This is a genomic window from Telluria antibiotica (genome assembly GCF_011682055.1).
Lineage (GTDB): Bacteria > Pseudomonadota > Gammaproteobacteria > Burkholderiales > Burkholderiaceae_D > Telluria > Telluria antibiotica.
In genome coordinates this window covers 126,836-147,599 of sequence record NZ_JAAQOM010000006.1, presented here as the reverse complement: position 1 = coordinate 147,599, position 20,764 = coordinate 126,836, and the positions used below count along the sequence as shown (strand labels likewise).

Genomic DNA, 20,764 nt, shown 5'->3' with positions numbered 1-20,764 from the left:
ACGGATCGGCGGGTCAGATGGCGCGCGACGTGATCGTGTACTTGAACGAATCCGGAGCGAGCGGGTCGTACGTTTCGCCGCCGCTCTGCGCCTGCGGGTACATCAGGAAGCCGACCTTGCCGGCCGTGAAGCCGGGCAGGCGCACGTCGTGGGCGAAGTTATAGCCCATCCAGTTGCCTTCCCAGCCGCCGAACAGCGCATGCTTGACGGGCGCGACGACGGGATTGTCCGGGTCCTTGATCCAGTCCGGGGTTTCCTGGCGCATGACCTTGGCCACGTCGGCCGGGTCCATCGCAACCCAGCCATGGCGCTTCAGGTACACCTCGGAACGGCAGTGCTGCGCGCCCTGCAGCGCGGCCGGCTTGCCGCCCAGTTCCTTGTAGCCGAACGCGCTCGGCGCGATGCGGATGCCGTACACGTCGCGTGCCGGCACGCCCGACGCGCGGGCGAGGCCGACGAACAGGCCGTTCAGGTCCGCGCACTTGCCGCCGAAGTTGCCCGTCTCGAGCATCGTCTTGATGTCGCCCGTGCCGCAGCCCTTGACCTTCGGCTCGCGGAACGTGTTCAGCACGATCCAGTCGTACAGGCGCTGGACTTTTTCCTCGTCCGTGCGCGCGCCCTTCGTGATCGTCAGCGCAGTCTTCTTGACGATGCCGTCCAGCGGCATCAGGTCGGTCGGCTGCAGCCACAGGCGCAGGTCCTCGGCGGTCTCCGTGCCCCGCGCCTGGCGTTTCCAGTCGACGGCGCGGTCGCGCGTCTGTACGCGCGAGACGACTTCCAGCGCCGGCGGCACGCGCCCGTCGAATTCGGCGACGAGGAAGCGCGCGCCGTAGTGCGGGTCGGTCTGCACGTGCGTCCTGGCCGCGTTGCCCGTCCAGTTGCTGGAGAGGCTGCGCTGCCATTCCGTGTCGATCGACGGCAGCGGAATCCACACGGTCGACGGGCCGGACGCATGCTGCAGGCTCACCTTCGTCACCACCTCATAGCTCTTCCAGTCGCCCGGGCGCGGGTCGAAATGGCGTTCCTGCTCTGGCGCGGCCAGCACGGTGCGCGGCAGGCCCGCTGCGAGGGCGATGCCGCCGGCCGCTTTCAGCAGCGCACGGCGGATGGGGTTCAGGTCGGAGTCTTGCATTGTCGTTTTCCCTTGTTCTCTGTTTCTATTTTTGGTTGTGTGATCGTTGCGCTGCCGGCTCGGCCAGCAGCGCGTCGATGGCGGCGCGCAGCTGCGTGTCGTCCGGCGGAATCTCGCCCACCGTGCGCCAGCGCGCACGCCCGCGCCGGTCCACGACGATCGTCGTCGGCATCACGCCGGGCGTCCAGCGCTTGAACGCGTCGCCCGTGCGGTCGCGCAGCACGAGGTACGGTAGCGGATGCGCGGCGGTGAACTTCTGGATGCTCGTCAGCGGTTCCTTGTAGTTGACGCCCGCGACCACCACGCCGTCGCGTGCCGCCAGCGCGCCCAGCACGGGCAGCTCGTCGACGCATGGACCGCACCAGGCGGCCCAGAAGTTCACGACGACGACCTTCCCGCGCAACGCGGCGAGGTTCCATGTCTTGCCGTCGAGGCCCGTCACCTGCAGCGCGGGCGTCGGCTGGCCGGCAGGCCAGGGACGCAGTTGCGTGTCCTTCGCCGCGGCGGCACCCGCGCCGGCGCCCAGCAGTATCGCGAACAGCAAGCGGGCGGCCATGCGGGGAAACATCGTGGTGGGCATCGTTGGCGTGCGAAATCGAAGCGGAAACAGGCGCCATGATACCAGAGCGCACGTTTCGGCGCCCGCCGCGGCGGCCCCATTTCGCAACCGTGCAACCTGCCGCGGCGGCTTGGGATAAGCTCGCGCCAACTCAAGGAGGGGCGATGGTATCGTTCGGACATCTCGCGGCTTGGATCATGGCGTTCGCGCTGGCCATCCCGGCCTGGGCCGCGCCGGCCGCCACGTACCGCAATCCGTTGCCCGTGCGCCTGGCGAATGGCGACGCCGCGCAGAACTGCGCCGACCCGGCCGTGCTGCGCGATCCGCGCGCCAAGGCGCCGACGTGGTATCTGTACTGCACGAGCGACCCGGTCAGCAAGACGGAGCGCCCGCAACACGGCGAATCCGGTCCTTGGCATTTTCACATGATCGCCATCTATCGCTCGACGGACCTCGTGCACTGGAACTACGTCGGGGACGCGTTCGCGGACCGTCCGGCAGGACTGGCGGCGCCGACGTCCGGCCTGTGGGCGCCGGAACCGGAATACCTGAACGGCAGTTATTTCCTCTATTTCACCGTGACGGACGTGGCGGACGCGCGCAGTCCGCAGCCGGGCTGCGACAAGGACAGCGCCATCGGCGTCGCCATCGCGGAGAACGCGGCCGGCCCGTGGGTGCCGGCGGCCGCGCCCGTCGTGCCGCCGCGCCGCGCGGGCCCCGGTTGCGATTTCCAGTGGACGTTCGATCCGAAGGTCGTCGAGGACGGCGGTCGCAAGTGGATCTATTACGGCAGCTACGGGGGCGGCATCTTCGTGCAGCCGCTGCGTGGGGACGGTCTCGTGGCAGAAGGCGAACCGAAACGCGTGGGTGCCGCGTGGCGCTACGAGGGCGCCGAGGTCGTGCAGCACGACGGCTGGTGGTATCTGTTCGCGTCGACAACAGATTGCTGCAACGGCCCGCTGACCGGGTATGCCGTCTACGTGGGCCGGGCGCGCACGCCGGCCGGGCCGTTCGTCGACAGTCTCGGGCAGGACCTGGCCGCGCCCCGCGCTGGCGGCACCCCGGTCCTGTTTCAGAACGGCAACCGCTGGGTGGGCGTCGGCCACAACACCGTCTTTCCCGACGCGGCCGGGCAGTGGTGGACGATCTACCACGGCATCGACCTGGGCGAGCCGTTCTTCAGTGCGCGCGACAATCTGACGCGGCGCGTCGCGCTGCTCGACCGTATCGACTGGGTGGGCGGCTGGCCCGTCGCGCGGGGGGCGCCCAGCGATGCGCCGCGCGCCGCACCCGCCGTCACGCCGGGCGCACGCCCGCGCGCAGCCGCGCCCGCGCAGGCGCCGGCGGAACGCGCGCTGCCGCTGTGGGCGGACACGTTCCGGGGCCCCAAGCTCGACGGACGCTGGACCTGGTTGCGCGCACCCGCCGAGGACAGCTGGTCGCTCGGCAACGAGGGCCTGGCGCTGGCGACCGGGGCGACCGATCTCCACGCGGACACGAACACGGCGAGCGTCCTGCAAACGCCGCTGCCCGACGGCGATTACCGCATCGAGGCCGAGTTCACGCTGGACACGCCCGACGCGTGCTGCGCGACCGCGGTGCAGGCCGGCTTCGTCGTCATGCGCGACGACGACAACTACGTCAAGCTCGTCGAGATGGCGCACGGCGGGCTGCACCAGGTCGAGTTCGCGAAAGAGCTGGCGCCCGCGCCGGCGCACTATCCCCGCTACGGCAACACGGTCGTCGGCACGCCCGCGCCGACGACGTGGCTGCGCCTCGATGTCCACCGGATGGGTGGGGAAGAACGTTATACGGCGTATTCGAGCCGCGACGGCAGCACGTGGGTCGGCGGCGCGACGTGGACGCACCGGCTCGGGCCGCAGGCCCGGCTGGGCCTCGTCGCGATGGGCGGCGCCGGCCACCGCGCCGTGTTTGCGCGCGTGTCCGTGGCCCGTCTGTCTCGCTGATACGACGCCTTTACAACCTCTTTGTAACCGTGCGTGAAAGGGCTTGCCAGCGCGGGGCGCAGCTCATTAGAGTAGGTTGAACAGAAGACGAAGGAGCGCAAACGTGGAATATCCCCGCCCACAATTGCGGCGCGCCGCCTGGCGCAGCCTCGACGGCCCCTGGCAGGCCATGTTCGACGATACGGCCCAGCATGTCGACCCCGCGGACGTGCCGTTCGACCGCACGATCGTCGTCCCGTATCCACCCGAAGCGCGCGCCAGCGGCGTGCACGACCTCGGCTACCGCCGGCGCGTGTGGTACCGGCGCCAGATCTCGCTCGACCCCGGCCTCGTGCCCGGGCCGGACGAGCGGCTGATGCTGCACTTCGGTGCCGTCAACTACCGGGCGCGCGTGTGGGTCAACGGCCGTTTCGCCGTCGAGCACCGCGGCGGCCACAGCCCGTTCTCGCTCGACGTCACGCGCCACCTCGACGGTTCCATCCTCGACGTGGCCGTGCAGGCCGAGGACGATCCGAAGGACATGAACAAGCCGCGCGGCAAGATGGACTGGGAGCCGGAGCCGCACAAGATCTGGTATCCGCGCACGAGCGGCATCTGGCGCACCGTCTGGATCGAAAAGGTGCCGCGCGCCCACGTGGCGCAGCTGCGCTGGACGGCGGACGTGGCCAGGTGGCAGATCCGCCTCGATGCCGACATCGCCCATGTTCCCGAAGGCGGCATGGCCAACGTCACGCTCAAGCTGGGCGACCGGCTGCTCGTCAACGACCGTTGCCTGCTGACGGGGCCGCGCCTGTCGCGTATCTTCCAGCTGCCGGACCCCGGCATCGACGATGCGCGCGGCCTGTGGATGTGGAGCCCGGAAAGCCCGCAGCTGATCGATGCCGAGATCGAGATCCGCGCGGCGGACGGGAGCCTCATCGACAGCGTGCAGAGCTACACGGCGCTGCGCACCGTCAGCGTGGAAGGCGACCGCTTCGTGCTGAACAGCCGCCCATACTTCCTGCGTATGGTGCTCGACCAGGGCTACTGGCCCGACAGCCTGATGGTGGCGTCGAGCGACCAGCTCCGCCACGACGTCCTGCTCATCAAGCGGCTCGGCTTCAACGGCGTGCGCAAGCACCAGAAATCCGAAGACCCGCGCTGGCTGTATTGGTGCGACGTGCTGGGGTTGTGCGTGTGGGGCGAGATGCCGTCCGCCTACGGCTTCTCCAGCGCGACCGTGCACGGCGTGATGGAAGAGTGGAAGGAACTCGTCGAGCGCGACATCTCGCACCCGTGCATCGTCGCGTGGGTCCCGACGAACGAATCGTGGGGCGTGCCGGAGCTCATGAACGATCGGCGCCAGGTCGACTTCGTGCGCGCGCTGTACCACATGACGCGGGCGCTGGACGGCACGCGTCCCGTCGTCGGCAACGACGGCTGGGAGATGCCGTGCGGCGACCTCGTGTGCGTGCACGACTACGAACAGGACCCGGCCGTGCTGCTGGAACGCTACGGTACCCGCGAAGCCGTCGCCTACACGCTGGAACACGTCCAGCCCGACCGGCGCAAGCTGGTCATCGATGGCTTCACGGGGCTGGGGCGCCCGCTGTTCCTCTCCGAATTCGGCGGCATCGCCATGTCGACTCCGGGCGACGAAGCCGGCTGGGGCTATTCGGTCGCGAAGGACAGCAAGGAATTGCTGGCCCGTTACCAGCAATCGATGGCGGCGATCCACAAATGCCGGCCGCTGTCCGGCTTCTGCTATACGCAGCTCACCGACACCTTCCTGGAAAAGAACGGCCTGCTGACCGCGGAGCGCGTGCCGAAGGCCCCGATCGACGCGCTGGCGCAGGCGACGCGCGGCCCCCAGGCGCACCTGCAGGACTGGGTGCTCGACCCGCTCGGCCACAGCCAGCGCTGGCGCGCGCGGCGGGGGCCCGATTTCCCCGTCGAGTGGACGCGCGTCGGAGAAACGGCGGAAGTGTTAGCCTATCCGGGAGAGCGCCAGCCCCCGCAGGCCGCCCAGCCGGACGGGCCGCCCACGGAGCCCACGCCGGCACCGGGACCGTCCGGGCGTCCGCCGGGCTTCGAACGCCGCGGGCGTGGCGCTCCCGGAGCGCGCGCGCGGCGGAAGGTGGCCTGACCATCGCCGCCCGGCGCAGACCGTAGGGTGGGCACCCCGTGCCCACCGTGCATCACCGCGGCGCGTGCGTTTGGTAGGCAGGCACTAACAAGGAGACGACGTGGCGCGACGCGGATTCCCGCGCGCCGCCGCGCTGCTTGCGACCCTGTTCCTCGTGCTGGCGGGCGGTAGCGCCCCCGCGCGGGCGCAGGTCGAAGTCAGGATGTGGACGCTGCTCTCGGGCGGCGACGGCGCGCGCATGCGGGCGCTGGTCGACGACTTCAACGCCAGCCAGCGCGACGTGCGCGTGGTCAGCACGACCCTGCGATGGGGCGAACCCTTTTATACGAAACTGATCACCGCGTCCGTCGTGGGCGCCGGGCCGGACGTGGCGACGATCCACCTGTCGCGCATCGTCAATCTCGCGGGCGGCGGCGTGCTGCGGCCCATTTCCCCGGCCGAGCTGGCGTCCGTTGGCCTGCGCGGCCAGGACTACCTGCCGCGCCAGTGGGCCAAGTCGCAGTACGAGGGCCGCACGTACGCCGTGCCGCTCGACGTGCACCCGCTCGTCCTGTATTACAACACGACGCTCGCCGGCCAGGCCGGCCTGCTGGACGCCGCGGGCAACCTGAGGCCGATCGATGGCGTCGCCGCACTGACGGCCGCGTTCCGCGCCGCCACGGAGCGCACGGGACGGCGCGGTCTGACGATGGAAAGCAGCCAGAGTTCGTACGCCATCTGGCGCCTGTGGCTGTCCATGCTCGCGCAGCAGAACGTGACCATCATCGCGAACGGCCGCTTCACGTACGGCCCGGCGGGGGCGGCGACCCTGGCGCAAATCAGCGACTGGTTCACGCGCGGCTATGCGCAGGCGGGCCTCGACTACCCCGCGTCGACGAGCCAGTTCATGGGCGGCAATGCCGCATTCATGCTGAACGGCGTATGGGAAGTGCCGGAACTGGTGCGGGCGACCAAGGCAGGCACGCTGGGCTTCGAGTACGGCATCGTGCCACTGCCGAAAATGTATGCGAACGCCTCCACGTGGGCCGATTCGCACGCGTTCGCGCTGCCGGCGAACCCCGGCCACGAACCCACGCCGGCGAAAGTGCAGGCCATCCTGCGCTTCGTCGCCTACGTCAGCCAGCACTCGCTGGGATGGGCGCAGGGTGGCCACATCCCCGCGTACGCGCCCGTCGCGGAATCGGCCGCCGCGAAGAGCCTGATGCCGAACGCGCTGTACGCGCAGGCCGCGAACGACGCCGTATACGACCCGGACGGCTGGTACATGGGGGCCGCGGGGCCGCTGGAAGCCATCGCATCGAAATTCCTGCCGGCTGCGCTGTACGGCTACATGACACCCGCGCAGGCCGTGCACCGGTTCGAGACGGAAGCGGCACGCCTCGTGCGCAAGCGTCCGCCCCGTTATTGAGGTCCGCATGCGCCGCGACGACACGACGCTCGCCCCGCACACCGGCCCCACGACGGCACGGCGCGACACCTTGCCCGCCTGGCTGCTGCTGGCGCCATTCCTCGCCGCGTTCGGCCTGTTCTTCTTCGTGCCGGCGCTGGAGACGCTCTGGCTCAGCCTCACGGAAAGCAGCCTGACGCGCACGAATGCCTTCGTCGGCCTGGACAACTATCACACCCTGCTCAATGACCCGTCGTTCTGGGATTCCGTCGGCAACACGTTCTATTTCGCGCTGCTGACCGTGATTCCACTGTGCGCCCTCGGCCTGTTGATGGCGCTTCTCGTCGACCGCTTTGCGCGTGTACAGGGCTGGCTGCAGGGCGCGTTCTTCCTGCCGTTCGTGCTGCCGATCTCCGTGATGACCCTCATCGCCGACTGGATGCTGCAGCCGTCGTCCGGCGTCGTCAACCACGTCCTCGGCGGCGAGCGCGCGTGGCTCGCCGACCCGCACTGGGCGCTGCCGGCCGTCGCCATCGGCACCATCTGGTGGACGGTCGGCTTCAACGTGCTGCTGTTCCTCGCCGGCCTGCGCAACATCCCGGCCGAGTTGTACGAGGCGGCGGCACTGGATGGCGCGCGGGGCTTCACGCTGTTCCGCACGATCACGTGGCCGGCGCTGCGCCCCGTCGTATCCACCGCCGTGATCCTGCAGCTGATCGCGTCGCTGAAGGTGTTCGGCCAGACCTACATCCTGACGAGCGGCGGCCCGTTCAACACGACGCGCGTCGCGCTGCACTATATGTACGAGACCGCGTTCACGCAGAGCGACGCCGGATATGCGGCAGCGATCGCGATGGCGTTCGTCGCGATCGTCGTCCTGCTGTCGCTGGTGCAAGCCTGGATCGTCAAGTGTCTCGCGCGGAGAGACGCATGAAGCGGACGCCGTTCTGGACCGTCGCGGGCGCGCTGTGCGCCGTCGTGCTCGCGGCGCTGTGGGCGTTTCCGCTGCTGTGGGCGCTGTCCACGTCGCTGCGCCCGGAACTGGAGACGGTGGCCACACGCTTCCACTGGCTGCCGCAGACGTGGACCCTGGACGCTTACCGCAAGACGCTCGGCGCGGGCAACGTCGTGCGCTGGCTGCTGAACAGTTTCGCCGTCGCGCTGCTGGTGACCGTCGTGACGATGGCGATCAGCCTGATGGCCGCGTACTCCTTCTCGCAGCTGCGCTTCAAGGGCCGCGGCATCGTGTTCGGCATCGCGATGCTGGGCTTCCTGCTGCCGTTCGAGGCGCTGCTCGTGCCGCTGTTCCGCACGATGCACCAGCTGGGTCTCATCAATTCGTACGCCGGCATCGTGCTGCCGCAGGTCGTGGCGCCGGTCGTGATCTATGTGTTCAGGCAGTTCTTCGACGCGATCCCCGCCGATTTCCGCGAGGCCGCCGTGATGGACGGCGCCGGGCCGCTGCGGGTGCTGTGGAGCGTCTACCTCCCGATTTCGGGCAACATCGTCTGGGCGATGGCGATCGTCACGTTCATCGCCGCGTGGAACAACTTCCTGTGGCCCTTCATCATCGTCACGTCCAACGATATGATGACGATACCGCTGGGCCTCACGCAGACGTACGACGCGTTCGGCGTGCGCTATGCCCAGCTGATGGCAGCCGCGCTGCTGGGCGCGTTGCCCGTGGCGCTCGCGTACGTGCTGTTCCAGCGCCGCGTGACGCAGGGCTTCCTCGCGGCGAGCGGCTTGAAAGGATAAGGAGCAGGGTGATCATATGGCATCGGTGAGGCTGCGCGGCATCCGCAAGAGCTACGGCGACAACCCCGTCATCAAGGGCGTCGACCTCGACATCGACGACGGCCAGTTCGTCGTCTTCGTGGGGCCGTCCGGCTGCGGCAAGTCGACCTTGCTGCGCATGGTCGCGGGCCTGGAAGACATCACGGGCGGCACGCTGGAGCTGGGCGGCGTCGTCAGCAACACGATCGAGCCGGCGCGGCGCGGCATCGCGATGGTGTTCCAGAGCTACGCGCTGTACCCCCATATGACCGTCGCGGAGAACATGGCATTCGCGTTGAAGCTGGCGAATGTGCCGAAGCCGGAGATCCAGGAGCGCGTGCGGCATGCGGCGGAGATCCTGCAGATCGCGCACCTGCTGGACCGCAAGCCGAAGGCCCTGTCCGGCGGGCAGCGGCAGCGCGTCGCGATCGGCCGCGCCATCGTGCGCAAGCCGGAAGTGTTCCTGTTCGACGAACCGCTGTCGAATCTGGACGCGGCGCTGCGCGCGCAGACGCGCGTGGAGCTCGCGCGCCTGCACAAGGAACTGGGCGCGACGATGATCTACGTGACGCACGACCAGGTTGAGGCGATGACACTGGGCCAGAAGATCGTCGTGTTCAACGGCGGCCGCATCGAGCAGGCGGGCACGCCGGTGGAATTGTACGAGCGGCCCGCGAACCTGTTCGTGGCAGGCTTTCTCGGCTCGCCGCGCATGAATGCGTTTCCAGCGACCTTGGCTGGGCAGGCCGGCGGCCTTGCGACCGTGCGCGTGCCGGGAGGCGGAGTTGCTCAGGTGGCGGCCGACGCAAGCGAGGTCCAACCTGGTGCGGCGCTCACGCTCGGTGTGCGGCCCGAACACCTGCGGCTGGACACCTCCGGCGGTGCGGGCATTCCGGGCCGCCTCGCGCTGGCCGAATACCTGGGCGACGTCACGCTGGCGTACGTCCAGGTCGACGGCGTCGAAGGCATGGTGGCCGCGAAATGTCCGCCGGACGTCCCGCTGCCGGCGCCGGGGTCGCCCGTCCACCTGCGCTTCGACCCGGCCCGCGCGTGGCTGTTCGACGGGCAGGGCGCTGCGCTGCCCATGCTGCGCGAGCTCGCCACCACCGGGTCCTGACCGTCAGATCGGGCGCGGCTCGCCCGGCTGGGCAAACGTCTGCGGCACGACGCCGATCTGCTGCAGCACGCCAAGGCGGTCCGCCTGCAGCCAGGCGCGGACGATCCGGCCGTCACGCAGCTGGTAGATCACGTTGCCTTCCTGCGTGACCTCCGCCCGGCTCGGCGGCAGGCCGGCGAAGCGGCCGCCGTGCACGGCGCGGAACGTCCACCGTGCGGCAACCTTGTCGGCCTCCCCGAACAGGTCGTGCACCTCGAAGCGCACGCCGGGAAACCCGGTCAGCACGGCTTCGATCGTCGCGCGGAATTCGCGCGGGCCCCGTTCGCCGCGGGCCCCGACGAAATCGGCGCCGACCAGCGTATCCAGCCGGTCCAGGTCGCGCCCGTTGATGCAGTCCTCGTACAGCGCGCGGACCAGGGCCTTGTTCATGTCGACGGTCGTCATGGCTTCGTTCATGCGGTTCTCCTCGTAGTTGCGTAGCGATGGAAAGCAGTGTAAAACCTCGAGTTAACTTGAGGTCAAGGAGATAATGTGGGAAAGATCGATCCGGCCGACGTCGGGCGGCCATTGACGGTGGGCGAGGTGGCGCGGCGCAGCGGCCTGGCCGTGTCGGCCCTGCATTTCTACGAGTCGAAGGGCCTGATCCGCAGCGTGCGCAGCATGGGTGGACAGCGGCGTTATGGACGCGACGTGTTGCGGCGCGTGGCCATCATCAAGGTGGCGCAGCGCATCGGCATCCCGCTCGCCGCGATCAGCGCCGCGCTGGCGTCGCTGCCGGAAGAACGCACGCCGACGAAGGCGGACTGGAGCCGCCTGTCGCGGTTGTGGCGGGCCGAACTCGACGACCGCATCGCGCAGCTCACGCGCTTGCGCGACCAGCTGGACGACTGTATCGGCTGCGGGTGCCTGTCGATCGACGCGTGCAAGCTGCGCAATCCGCTGGACCAGTTGTCGGAGCACGGGAGCGGACCGCAACGGTTATGAGATCAAGAGACGGGTGCGACGGGGCTTTCGTCGTACAGTTTTCGGGTCGCCGCTTTTAACTCGGCATGTGGCAAGAATTGATCCGACAGGGTCAGAATCGAATGGAGGTTATTTTTCAGCTGATCCAACTCGATGGGGCCCGGTTTCAGTACGGTCTGCAGCAAATGGATCGCCATATCCGCCAGAAGCAAACGCTGTTTTTCCTTCCATTCAGCGGGGACATTCCGGGTGGCCGGGTGGCTCAGGTAAGCGCTTTCGACGGCGCCGTGGATTGCCCATCCCATTTGTACGAGCTCGCTTCGCTGTTTCTCATCCATGCTTGTCCTTGTTCCCACCGACATTGCACGCTGTGTCAGCATCCACGGGCCCTCCCTTGATGTCGGCATCGCACGAGTATAAGTGATTGAATAACGTTGTGCTTCTCGGCATGATCGCGTTATATGATGTCCTGAACCGTACCTTGATGACTTAACTCGGACCACTCACGGGGGATACATGTTGCACATTCCACGCGCGCACAGTCTCGTACGCCACAACGTCGTCGATCGGGCAAAGAGACCGTTCGACCACGTGGCGCATCGGCTGCGCTGACCATGGACGTCCGACGCTTCGACGTGTTCAATGGCGACGCCGACGGCATCTGCGCGCAGCACCAGTGGCGTCTCGCGTATCCGGCCGAGAGCACGCTCGTCACCGGCGTCAAGCGCGACGTGGCGCTGCTCCGCCGGGTCGATGCGGCGGCGGACGCGGAGGTGATGGTGTTCGACATCGCCATCGATGCGAATGCGGCGGCCCTGCGCGCCGTCCTCGACGCCGGCGCGCACGTGACGTGGTTCGACCACCATTCGGCGCGGCACGCGTTCGCGCATCCGTGCCTGCATCTGTTCTGGGACGACGATCCCGCCGTGTGCACGAGCCTCCTCGTCGACCGCCACCTCGGAGGACGCTACCGGGCCTGGGCCGTCGCGGCGGCGTTCGGCGACAACCTGGCCGGTCCGGCACGCATGCTGGCGGCCGGCATGGGCTTGTCCACTACGCAGGCCGATGCGCTCGCGGATCTGGGCACGGTCTTGAATTACAACGCGTACGGCGAGTGCGTCGACGACCTTCACTTCGCGCCGCAAGCCCTGTACCGGGCGCTCCATCCGTACGCCGATCCGTTCGCGTTCATCGCCGCGTCGGCCGAATACCGCATGCTGGCCGAGGGGTATCGCGACGATTGCTCGCGCATGAGCGGCCTGCAGCCGCAATGGGAATGGGATTACGGCGCCGTGTACGTGCTGCCCGATGCCTGCTGGGCGCGGCGCGTGTCCGGCGTGCTGGCCAACCGCGTCGCGGCCGCCGAGTCTACATGCGCCTTTGCCGTGCTCACGCCGTGTCCGGACGGCGCGTTCGTCGTCAGCGTGCGTTCGGGCGCACCGGGCACGCATCCCGCCAACGTGTTGTGCGAGGCGTTTCCCGGCGGCGGCGGCAGGCGCGCGGCGGCGGGCATCAACCTGCTTCCCGCCGCCGACGTCGAGCGGTTCGTGCGCGCATTCTCCGATTATTTCGCCGGCTGCGGGGATGGTTCGCATGCGCGATGACGGGGCGCCCGTGGCACGCTGGCGCCAGGTAATAATTAGTGATACTGTTGTGCGAATGATGTTCTTTTGCCAATGCGATCACCCATGACCAGGCCGCCGCGTCCCCGTCGCCCCACGATGACCGACATCGCCAAGCTGGCGGGCGTCTCGCAGTCGACGGTGTCGCTGGTCATCAACCACATGAGCGGCGCGAAAGTGTCGAAGGTCACGCGCGACGCCGTGCTGCGCATCGCGCGCGAGCTCGGTTATCCGGTCGAACGGCATGCGCACGCCGCCGCGGAAACCACGGCCCGCAACCTGATCGTGTACCTCACGGACGAGCTGACGACGAGCCCGCACGCCATGCAGACCATCGACGGCGCGAAGGAAGCCGCGTGGGAGCACGACTGCCTCGTCGCCGTGTTCGCCACGCGGGGCGACCCGGAGCGGGAAGGGGCCGTGTTCGCCCGCATGCTGGGCCATCCCGCGTTGCTGGGCGTGATCTATTCGACGATCTTCACCCGCGCCGTGACGGTGCCGGCGGCGCTGGCCGACACGCCGACCGTCCTGCTGAACTGCCACGCGCGCGAACGTACGCGCTCGTCCGTCGTGCCGGGCGAGCTGCTGGGCGGGTATGCCGCGACGATGCACCTGATCGAGGCCGGCCACCGGCGCATCGGCTTCATCAACGGCGAGCAGTGGATCGAGGCGGCGGCCGAGCGGTTGAAGGGCTATCGCCAGGCGCTGTCGTCGGCCGATATCCCGTACGACCCCGCCCTCGTGCGCGCCGGCGACTGGCAGGTGGCCGACGGCTACGCCCGCGCACTCGACCTGCTGGCCTTGCCGCAACGGCCGACTGCATTGTTCTGCGCCAACGACCTGATGGCGATCGGCGCACTGGACGCTGCGCGCGAGCGCAAGCTCGCGGTGCCGCGCGACCTGTCCATCGTCGGGTATGACGACCAGGACATCGCGCGCTACACGCATCCACCGCTGAGCACAGTGTTGTTACCAAACTACGAAATGGGCCGCTGGGCGGCCGATTCCCTCATCGCGCAAGTGCGCGCGAACCACGCCGCCAAGGCCCACATCAAGATGGAATGCCCTCTGGTGGCACGCGATTCCGTGGCGCCGCCGACGGCCTGATACCCCCTGTCGACCGTGTTCAAGCGTGCGTCGCCGCGACTGCGTTTGCGTTAGCTTCGAGATAATAATTATTACTAATAATCGAGAGGAGAATCGCATGACCACGTTCCAGAGACGGCCCGTGTACGCGGCCATCCTTGCGCTGTGCGCCCACGCGGCCGGCGCCCAGACCAACGGCAACCAAGTGACGACGGAGACGTCCAGCGCGCCTGCGGAAGTCCCCCCGCAAGCGCCCGTGACGCCGGCCGCGTCGTCGCAACCCGCCCCTGCACCGGGCGCACAAATTCAGCAAGTGACCATCACCGGCCTGCGCAGCAGTATCCGCAGCGCCGAGACGATCAAGCGCGATTCCGTGCAGGTCGTCGACTCGGTCAACGCGGATGACATCGGCAAATTCCCGGACCGCGCCGCCGGCGACGCCCTGCAGCGCATCGCCGGTGTGCAGGTCGGGCGCGACCGCGGCGAGACGAGCCAGGTCATCATCCGCGGCCTGCCGGACGTCACGACGACCTTGAACGGCATGGAATACTTCACCGGGAACGGCCGCCGCCTGCAATACCAGGACCTTCCCGTGCAATCGATCGGCGGCCTGGATGTGTACAAGACGGCGACGCCGAACCAGCTCGAGGGTGGCATCGCGGGCGGCATCGACGTCCGGCTGCGCCAGCCGTTCGACTTGAAGGGCTTGAGCGTCACGGGCTACGTCGAGGACCGCCGGCAGAAGGTGACGGGGTCCAGCGCGACGCCGACGAAGAACAATCCGGGCATCGGCTTCTCGGCCAGCAACCGCTGGAAGACGAGCTATGGCGAGATCGGCGCGCTGTTCGACGTCGCGTTCAACCGCGAGCACTGGGGCTATCCCGTGCAGTGGGTGGACCGGCCGGTGAACGTCCATTCCGTCGACGCGAACGGCGTGGGCACGCGGCTGGGGGGTGGTCCGCCCGCGCCGCTGACGCCCGACGCACGGCTGGGCGAATTGCCGAACGTGGGCGGCATCTACAACGCGGGCGATCGCGACCGCGGCAGCATCCACGGCGCCTTCCAGTGGAAAGTCAACCCCAACCTGGAAGCCAACGTGCAATACCTCGGCACGGGCTACCGCGCGCGCAGCGCCGTCGACTACATCCTCGCCATCACGACGTGGACGCCCACCTTGACCGACGTGCAGCTGGCGCCGCAGGGCGGCTACTGCAACACGCCGGAAGGGGTCATCTGCCCGATCCAGTCCGCGTATGCGCAGGCCAAGCAGTTCGGCGGACCGTACGACTGGGACCCTTACACGGCCACGTCGACGTGGGGCGTGAAGGAACACACGACGTCGCACTTCCTGAACGTGGGCCTGAATTACCACGACGGTCCGTGGAAGGGCAGCACGAACTTCGGCTGGACCAAGTCGACGTTCGTGAACGACACGGTGATCGTCGACCAGCAGATTCCCGGCGCCAGCGTCGGCGTCTACACGTACGGCGCGGACGGCCACGGCGGCTACAACAGCGTGAGCACGCCGACGAGCCCCGTCGCGCTGCGCGACCCGCGCGCGTTCGTGCTGCGCGGGATGGTGCAGAACTGGGGCGTCTCGAAAGGCGAGCAGGCGCAGTGGCGCGGGGACGTGTCGTACCGCATGGGCGACGGCTTCATTTCCGGCGTCGACGCGGGCCTGCGCCTGTCGACGCACCGGGCCAGCTTCCAGGGCGCCGAAGGCCACAGCGACATCACGGGCGACGTGCGGGCCAACCCGGTCGACGCGTTCGGCCCGGGGTTCGAAGCCCTGGTGCCGGGCCTCGACCGCCTCGGCGGACCGTGGCTGACGCCGTCGCGCGACTTCCTGATCGACCAGGCCGATGCCGTCCGCGCGTTCTACGGCGCCGCGCCGGGCCGCGTGGCCGAAGATCCGACCCGCGCTTTCGGCCAGCGCGAAAGCACGAACACGGTGTATCTCGCGGCGCGCTGGAAGACGAAGGCGGGCGACATCGATTTGTCCGGCACGGTGGGTGCGCGTTACGTGCACGTCGCGCGCAACCTGAACGGCAACAGCCGCATCGGCGACGTCGTGACGCCCATCGACGTGAATTCGTCCGAGAACAACTTCCTGCCGAGTTTCGCGGCCGTCGTCGGCTGGCGCGAGAACCTGCAGTCGCACCTCTCGGTCGGCAAGACGATCACGCGGCCGGACTTCGCGTCGCTGAACCCCGCGCTCTCGCTGATTCCACCGACCGTCAACGCGCCGGGCACGGGATCGGCCGGCAATCCGAACCTGCGGCCGACGCGCTCCGTGAACACGGACGCCACGCTCGAATACTACTTCCCGAAGAACGGCTATGCGCAGATCGCGCTGTTCCACCGCGACATCAACGGCTATCTGCAGAACATGGAGTCGGACGAGATCATCGGTGGCCAGACCTATCGCGTGACGCGTCCGCAAAATTCCGGCACGGGCACGTTGCGCGGCGCGGAACTCGGCATCCAGAAGTTCTTCGACTTCCTGCCGGCCCCGTGGAGCAATTTCGGCGCGCAGTTCAACTACACATGGATCGACGGCGACAACCAGACACTCGTCTCGCCGACGAGCACTGAATTCCGCACGACGGCGCTGACGAACGTCGCGAAGAAGAACTACAACTTTGCGCTGCTGTACGAGGGCAACGGCATCACGGGCCGGCTGGCGGCCACGCACCGCGGCAGCTTCGTGGAGCAGATTGCCGAGCCGCGCTTCAACATGGACCGCATCGTGAAGGCGGCCACGTACGTCGACCTCACCGTCTCGTACGCGATCAACAAGAACGTGTCCGTGCAATTCGACGCCGTCAACCTGACGCACGAGAAGTACGAGAGCTATCTGGGCTCGCCGATGATCCCGCGCGACATCCGCTACAACCCGACGACGTACGGGCTCGGACTGCGCTTCTCGCTGTGAGGCCGGCATGGCGACGACGTACCGCAACCCGGTGTATCCCGACGTGATGGCCGACCCGTTCGTGCTGCACCACGACGGTGTCTACTACGCGTACGGGACGGCGCCGGGCGCGCCGGACGGCCGCCAGGTGCCGGTACTGCGCTCGACGGACCTCGTGGCCTGGCAACCGGTCGGCCACGCGTTGCTGCCGATCGGCGAGACGCACTACTGGGCGCCGGAAGTCGCGAGCCACGCCGGCCGCTTCTACATGTACTACTCGGCGGGATCGCAGGCGGAAGGTACGGACCAGAAGCTGCGCGTGGCGGTGGCCGACCATCCGGCCGGGCCGTTCGTCGACAGCGGCAAGCTGCTCGTCCCAAGCCAGGCGTTCGCCATCGACGGACACCCGTTCCGGGCAAGCGATGGCCAGTGGTATCTGTTCTATTGCGTCGACTTTCTCGATGCGACGGACGACGACCGCGTGGGCACGGGCATCGTCGTCGACCGCCTCGTGGACATGATCACGTTGGCTGGCGAGCCGCGCGTCGTCGTCCGTCCGCACGAGGACTGGCACGTGTTCCGCAGGAGCCGCTCGATGTATGGCGCCGTGTACGACTGGCACACGGTGGAGGGCGCGGCCGTGTTGTGCCACGACGGCCGCTATTACTGCTTCTACAGCGGCGGCGCGTGGGAGCGCGACAACTATGGCGTCAGCTGGGTGGTGGCCGATCATCCGCTCGGGCCGTACACGCGGCCGGTGGGGGGCCACGAGGCGCTGCTGATGCGCACGCCGAAAGGCGGCGACCTGTTGGGGCCGGGGCACAACTCGTTCACGACGGGGCCGGACGGGCAGAGCACGTGGATCGTGTACCACGCGTGGGACCGGGCGCAGACGGCGCGGCGCATGTGCATCGACCGGCTGGACTGGGTCGGCGGCAGACCGACGACGCCGGGCCCCACTTGGACCGAGCAGCCGACGCCGTAGGGTGGGCTCCCTGAGCCCACGCGGACGTTAGCATTACGCAGGCGTTACGCGTGGGCACGGGGTGCCCACCCTACCGGCTCGCAGGCACTCAGTCCCAATCGCTGCCGGCCTCCTCGTCGAACGCCTTGCGATCGCGCGACATCATCGCCTCCAGTTCCTCGCGCGCCTGCTTGGCCACCGACACGGCCGTCTCGCGGTCCTTGTAATACGGGTAGACGGTATCGAGCGTCTGCTTGTTGTACCGCCTGAATTTCACCGCCGCCTGGCGCGTGGCATACGCGCTGTGGCCGAGACCCGATGTCAGCACGGTGCGGCCCAGCCGCAGCGCCGACTCGAACGTCTCCCGCTCGATCATCTGCACGCCGCGGTCCATCAGCTGGTAGTAGTGCGTGACGTTGCGGGCGCGCGCGAACACGGGCAGGTCGGGGTACTCGCGGCGGACGGCGTCGACGAGCTGCAGGCTGTCCTCGATGTCGTCGATGGCGACGACGACGGCGCGCGCTTTCGCGGCACCCGCCGCGCGCAGCAGGTCGGGCCGCGTCGCGTCGCCGTAGAACACCTTGAAGCCGAAATGGCGCAGCACCTCGATCTGGTCCGGGTCGTGGTCGAGCACCGTCAGCCGCACGTGGTTCGCATTCAGGAAGCGGCCGACGATCTGGCCGAAGCGGCCGAAGCCGGCGACGATGACGTGGTCCTCGTTCGGCTCGATACGGTCGGCCTCGCGCTGGCTGGCGCCGCATTCGCGCCGGGCTGCGATGCCGTCGTACGCCATCAGCGCGAGCGGCGTGGCGACCATCGACAGCGCGACGACCACGACGAGGATCGACCCCACCTCGGGCGAGAACACGCGCGCCGTCGCCGCCGCGCCAAACACGACGAACGCGAATTCGCCGCCCTGCGCGAGCAGCAGCGCGAACTGCAGGTGCTGGCCGCGCGCGATGCGGAGTGTACGCGACAGGCCGTACAGCACGGCGACCTTGATGACGAGGAAGCCGGCGACGAGGCCCAGCACGAGCCCCGGCTGTGCGAGGAACACGGCGAAGTCGACGGACATGCCGACGGCAATGAAGAACAGCCCAAGGAGCAGGCCCTTGAACGGTTCCAGGTCCGTCTCGAGCGCATGGCGGTATTCGGAATCCGCGAGCAGGACGCCGGCCATGAAGGCGCCCAGGGCCATCGACATGCCGACCCATTGCATCAGCAGCGAGATCGCGATGACGAGCAGCAGCGCGAACGCCGTGAAGATCTCGCGCGCGTCCGTCTTTGCGATGATGCGCAGCAGCGGCCGGAGGAGGAAACGGCCGGCGACGACGAGGCCCGCGAGCACGGCCACCACCTTCAGCGCGGCGATCCACGCATTGCCGCCGCCGCCCGCCGATTCCGGCACGCCCAGCAGCGGCACGATGGCGATCATCGGGATCGCGGCAATGTCCTGGAACAGCAGGATCGCGAAGCCGGCCTGGCCGGCCGGTGTCGACATCAGGTTGCGTTCTTCCAGCGACGCGAGCGCGATCGCCGTGGACGACAGCGACAGCCCGAGGCCCGCGATCAGCGCGATCTTCCAGTCGATGCCGGCCAAGAGAGCTGCGCCGAACAGGCCCGCCGTGACGCCGGCGACTTGCGCACCGCCCCAGCCGAAGATCGGGCGGCGCAGCGCCCACAGGCGGCTCGGCTCCAGTTCGAGGCCGATCAGGAACAGCAGCAGCACGACGCCGAACTCGGCGAAGTGCAGCGCGTCCTCGCCGTCCGCGATCAGGCGAAGACCGAACGGGCCGATGACGATGCCGGCGACGAGATAACCCAGTACCGCGCCCATGCCGAGGCGTTTCGCCAGCGGCACGACGAGTACGGCGGCGCCCAGGTAGACGAGAGCGTTCTGCAGCAGGTTATGCTCCATGGGCGCGCTCCTGTTGGGTGGCGGCCGCAAGGCCCGCATAGCCTTCGAGCCGGTGGCGGAATTCGGCCGCGAACGCGTCGATCACCTCCGGCGCCGCCTGCGCCGCACCGTGCAGGACGAGCGGCGCGATCCAGTCCATGCCGCACAACGCGGCCGCCGCTTCGTACGGCGGCAGGAAATCGGCGAACGGCCGGCCGTGCAGGCCGCCGGGCCCGTACGCATCGGGGCCGCTGCCCGTCGTCGTGACGAGCCAGAACGTCTTGCCGCGCAGCGCGCATACGCCCTCGTGGTTGTCGTCGTTGTAGGCCCAGCCGGGCTGCAGGACGACGTCCATCCATTCCTTCACGATGGCCGGCATGCCGTACCAGCGGAACGGGTGCAGGAAGACGAGCAGGCGCGCGGCCGCCAGGCGCGCGCGTTCGCGCTCGCCGTCGATGTCGAAGTCGGGATAGGTTTCGTACAGGTCGCACAGGTCCACCCCGGGCAAGGCCCGCGCCGTCTCGGCCAGGCGGCGGTGGATGGGCGAGCGGTGCGGTGCCGGATGGGCGTAGATCACCAGGATGTCGGGTTCGTTCATGCGTCGGGTTCGTCGTTGCGCGTGGCTGGCCGGATTGCTTCTCCGGCAACCCGGTTTTATAGCATATCCTGGCCGCATGTTCGCCCGATATGTCCTACAAGACCGCCGCATGCTTGCCTATAGGGTCCGTCCGCGCCGCGGACTAAGATGAATCAACGCCAACGAATGGAGAACCGCATGTCCATGCAGAGCGAAGGCAAGGACGCCGAAGGGCGTAATTATGACCAGGTGACGAAGGACGGCACGAGCAGCGCCGGCACGTTGGGCACCGGCGGCACGGGCGGCGACATCGGCCGCCAGTCCGGCCAGCGCGGCAACCAGCAGCGGGCCCGCACGGACGACCTCCTGAGCAACGACGCGGACCGCGACAGCGAAGGCTATGTCGGCGAAGAAGCGGGCGAATTGCAGACGGGGCTCGGCGGCATCGGCAGCATGAGTACCGGCAATGCCGGCAGCCGGCAGTCGGACGACGACGCGCAGGACGGCACCGACCGCGCACGGAAGTAGGGTAGCGAGCAAGGCCCGGCGCAGTTCCGGGATCGGGGGCGTGCCAGCGATCTGGTGCGCGGCACGGGCGGAGCGCGTCGGGGTGGCGCGTTCCGGCCCGTGCTTTGTCGTGTCTCCGCCCCTGGCGATGGCGACACGTAGGGTGGGCAC

The 20,764-nt window shown here is 68.5% G+C and carries 18 protein-coding genes; 12 read left to right on the top strand and 6 right to left on the bottom strand.

The annotated features are described in order from the left end of the window. Nucleotides 1–13: 13 nt before the first annotated feature. Together HAV22_RS11750 and HAV22_RS11745 are read right to left on the bottom strand one after the other, a co-directional pair. A complete protein-coding gene (locus HAV22_RS11750; protein WP_166859260.1) occupies nucleotides 14–1,132 on the bottom strand; it encodes a transglutaminase-like domain-containing protein in 1,119 nt (372 codons plus the stop codon). Between the two features lie 25 nt (nucleotides 1,133–1,157). Continuing rightward, nucleotides 1,158–1,712 carry a TlpA family protein disulfide reductase gene (locus HAV22_RS11745; protein ID WP_166859259.1) on the bottom strand — a complete coding sequence of 185 codons (555 nt, stop codon included), beginning with the start codon at nucleotides 1,710–1,712 and terminating at the stop codon, nucleotides 1,158–1,160. 143 nt (nucleotides 1,713–1,855) lie between these two features. Between HAV22_RS11745 and HAV22_RS11740 the strand changes: the two genes are divergently transcribed. The 6 genes from HAV22_RS11740 to HAV22_RS11715 all read left to right on the top strand — a co-directional run bounded on the left by HAV22_RS11740 (nucleotide 1,856) and on the right by HAV22_RS11715 (nucleotide 10,063). After that, nucleotides 1,856–3,658, top strand: coding sequence for a family 43 glycosylhydrolase (locus tag HAV22_RS11740; protein ID WP_166859258.1), 1,803 nt, complete (start codon nucleotides 1,856–1,858; stop codon nucleotides 3,656–3,658). A gap of 103 nt (nucleotides 3,659–3,761) precedes the next feature. Further along, a complete protein-coding gene (locus tag HAV22_RS11735) occupies nucleotides 3,762–5,783 on the top strand; it encodes a glycoside hydrolase family 2 protein (protein WP_371869616.1) in 2,022 nt (673 codons plus the stop codon). Between the two features lie 100 nt (nucleotides 5,784–5,883). Further along, a complete protein-coding gene (locus tag HAV22_RS11730; RefSeq protein WP_371869615.1) occupies nucleotides 5,884–7,191 on the top strand; it encodes an extracellular solute-binding protein in 1,308 nt (435 codons plus the stop codon). 7 nt (nucleotides 7,192–7,198) lie between these two features. After that, complete coding sequence (locus HAV22_RS11725) at nucleotides 7,199–8,104, top strand: carbohydrate ABC transporter permease (protein WP_166859257.1); 906 nt, start codon at nucleotides 7,199–7,201, stop codon at nucleotides 8,102–8,104. After that, nucleotides 8,101–8,928, top strand: a complete 828-nt coding sequence (locus HAV22_RS11720) for a carbohydrate ABC transporter permease (RefSeq protein ID WP_166859256.1) — start codon at nucleotides 8,101–8,103, stop codon at nucleotides 8,926–8,928. The genes HAV22_RS11725 and HAV22_RS11720 overlap by 4 nt, the downstream gene beginning before the upstream one ends. A 16-nt stretch (nucleotides 8,929–8,944) precedes the next feature. After that, nucleotides 8,945–10,063 (top strand): ABC transporter ATP-binding protein, encoded by a 1,119-nt coding sequence (locus HAV22_RS11715; protein WP_166859255.1) that lies wholly within the window; start codon nucleotides 8,945–8,947, stop codon nucleotides 10,061–10,063. Nucleotides 10,064–10,066: 3 nt separating this feature from the next. Here the strand turns inward: HAV22_RS11715 and HAV22_RS11710 are convergent, their stop codons facing one another. Then, complete coding sequence (locus HAV22_RS11710) at nucleotides 10,067–10,519, bottom strand: ester cyclase (RefSeq protein ID WP_166859254.1); 453 nt, start codon at nucleotides 10,517–10,519, stop codon at nucleotides 10,067–10,069. A gap of 75 nt (nucleotides 10,520–10,594) precedes the next feature. Here HAV22_RS11710 and soxR point away from each other — a divergent pair, with 75 nt between their 5' ends. Next, on the top strand, nucleotides 10,595–11,047 hold the full coding sequence (soxR, locus tag HAV22_RS11705) for a redox-sensitive transcriptional activator SoxR (RefSeq protein ID WP_166859253.1): 453 nt from the start codon (nucleotides 10,595–10,597) through the stop codon (nucleotides 11,045–11,047). A 2-nt stretch (nucleotides 11,048–11,049) separates the two neighbouring features. Here the strand turns inward: soxR and HAV22_RS11700 are convergent, their stop codons facing one another. Beyond that, nucleotides 11,050–11,364 (bottom strand): hypothetical protein, encoded by a 315-nt coding sequence (locus tag HAV22_RS11700; protein ID WP_166859252.1) that lies wholly within the window; start codon nucleotides 11,362–11,364, stop codon nucleotides 11,050–11,052. A gap of 276 nt (nucleotides 11,365–11,640) precedes the next feature. Between HAV22_RS11700 and HAV22_RS11695 the strand changes: the two genes are divergently transcribed. The 4 genes from HAV22_RS11695 to HAV22_RS11680 all read left to right on the top strand — a co-directional run bounded on the left by HAV22_RS11695 (nucleotide 11,641) and on the right by HAV22_RS11680 (nucleotide 17,633). After that, on the top strand, nucleotides 11,641–12,630 hold the full coding sequence (locus HAV22_RS11695; RefSeq protein ID WP_166859251.1) for a hypothetical protein: 990 nt from the start codon (nucleotides 11,641–11,643) through the stop codon (nucleotides 12,628–12,630). Nucleotides 12,631–12,714: 84 nt separating this feature from the next. Beyond that, the gene (locus HAV22_RS11690; RefSeq protein ID WP_229421191.1) at nucleotides 12,715–13,755 is read left to right on the top strand and encodes a LacI family DNA-binding transcriptional regulator; all 1,041 of its coding nucleotides are present in this window, start codon (nucleotides 12,715–12,717) and stop codon (nucleotides 13,753–13,755) included. A 97-nt stretch (nucleotides 13,756–13,852) separates the two neighbouring features. Continuing rightward, on the top strand, nucleotides 13,853–16,669 hold the full coding sequence (locus HAV22_RS11685) for a TonB-dependent receptor (protein WP_166859250.1): 2,817 nt from the start codon (nucleotides 13,853–13,855) through the stop codon (nucleotides 16,667–16,669). 7 nt (nucleotides 16,670–16,676) lie between these two features. Continuing rightward, complete coding sequence (locus tag HAV22_RS11680) at nucleotides 16,677–17,633, top strand: glycoside hydrolase family 43 protein (RefSeq protein ID WP_166859249.1); 957 nt, start codon at nucleotides 16,677–16,679, stop codon at nucleotides 17,631–17,633. Nucleotides 17,634–17,721: 88 nt separating this feature from the next. On the opposite strand, the gene kefC is transcribed toward HAV22_RS11680, so the two are convergent. After that, on the bottom strand, nucleotides 17,722–19,530 hold the full coding sequence (kefC, locus tag HAV22_RS11675) for a glutathione-regulated potassium-efflux system protein KefC (RefSeq protein WP_166859248.1): 1,809 nt from the start codon (nucleotides 19,528–19,530) through the stop codon (nucleotides 17,722–17,724). Next, nucleotides 19,520–20,107: a glutathione-regulated potassium-efflux system oxidoreductase KefF gene (kefF, locus tag HAV22_RS11670; RefSeq protein WP_166859247.1), complete on the bottom strand. Its 588-nt coding sequence runs from the start codon at nucleotides 20,105–20,107 to the stop codon at nucleotides 19,520–19,522. Before kefF ends, kefC begins: the two co-directional genes overlap by 11 nt. Before the next feature lie 177 nt (nucleotides 20,108–20,284). Here kefF and HAV22_RS11665 point away from each other — a divergent pair, with 177 nt between their 5' ends. Next, nucleotides 20,285–20,614: a hypothetical protein gene (locus tag HAV22_RS11665; protein ID WP_166859246.1), complete on the top strand. Its 330-nt coding sequence runs from the start codon at nucleotides 20,285–20,287 to the stop codon at nucleotides 20,612–20,614. The last annotated feature ends 150 nt before the right edge of the window (nucleotides 20,615–20,764 follow it).

Bases quoted from the DNA above. Each gene is read 5' to 3' on its own strand.
- HAV22_RS11750 (WP_166859260.1), bottom strand. From the start codon at position 1,132: ATGCAAGACTCCGACCTGAACCCCATCCGCCGTGCGCTGCTGAAAGCG.
- HAV22_RS11745 (WP_166859259.1), bottom strand. From the start codon at position 1,712: ATGCCCACCACGATGTTTCCCCGCATGGCCGCCCGCTTGCTGTTCGCG.
- HAV22_RS11740 (WP_166859258.1), top strand. From the start codon at position 1,856: ATGGTATCGTTCGGACATCTCGCGGCTTGGATCATGGCGTTCGCGCTG.
- HAV22_RS11725 (WP_166859257.1), top strand. From the start codon at position 7,199: ATGCGCCGCGACGACACGACGCTCGCCCCGCACACCGGCCCCACGACG.
- HAV22_RS11720 (WP_166859256.1), top strand. From the start codon at position 8,101: ATGAAGCGGACGCCGTTCTGGACCGTCGCGGGCGCGCTGTGCGCCGTC.
- HAV22_RS11715 (WP_166859255.1), top strand. From the start codon at position 8,945: ATGGCATCGGTGAGGCTGCGCGGCATCCGCAAGAGCTACGGCGACAAC.
- HAV22_RS11710 (WP_166859254.1), bottom strand. From the start codon at position 10,519: ATGAACGAAGCCATGACGACCGTCGACATGAACAAGGCCCTGGTCCGC.
- HAV22_RS11700 (WP_166859252.1), bottom strand. From the start codon at position 11,364: ATGGATGAGAAACAGCGAAGCGAGCTCGTACAAATGGGATGGGCAATC.
- HAV22_RS11695 (WP_166859251.1), top strand. From the start codon at position 11,641: ATGGACGTCCGACGCTTCGACGTGTTCAATGGCGACGCCGACGGCATC.
- HAV22_RS11690 (WP_229421191.1), top strand. From the start codon at position 12,715: ATGACCAGGCCGCCGCGTCCCCGTCGCCCCACGATGACCGACATCGCC.
- HAV22_RS11685 (WP_166859250.1), top strand. From the start codon at position 13,853: ATGACCACGTTCCAGAGACGGCCCGTGTACGCGGCCATCCTTGCGCTG.
- HAV22_RS11680 (WP_166859249.1), top strand. From the start codon at position 16,677: ATGGCGACGACGTACCGCAACCCGGTGTATCCCGACGTGATGGCCGAC.
- kefC (WP_166859248.1), bottom strand. From the start codon at position 19,530: ATGGAGCATAACCTGCTGCAGAACGCTCTCGTCTACCTGGGCGCCGCC.
- kefF (WP_166859247.1), bottom strand. From the start codon at position 20,107: ATGAACGAACCCGACATCCTGGTGATCTACGCCCATCCGGCACCGCAC.
- HAV22_RS11665 (WP_166859246.1), top strand. From the start codon at position 20,285: ATGTCCATGCAGAGCGAAGGCAAGGACGCCGAAGGGCGTAATTATGAC.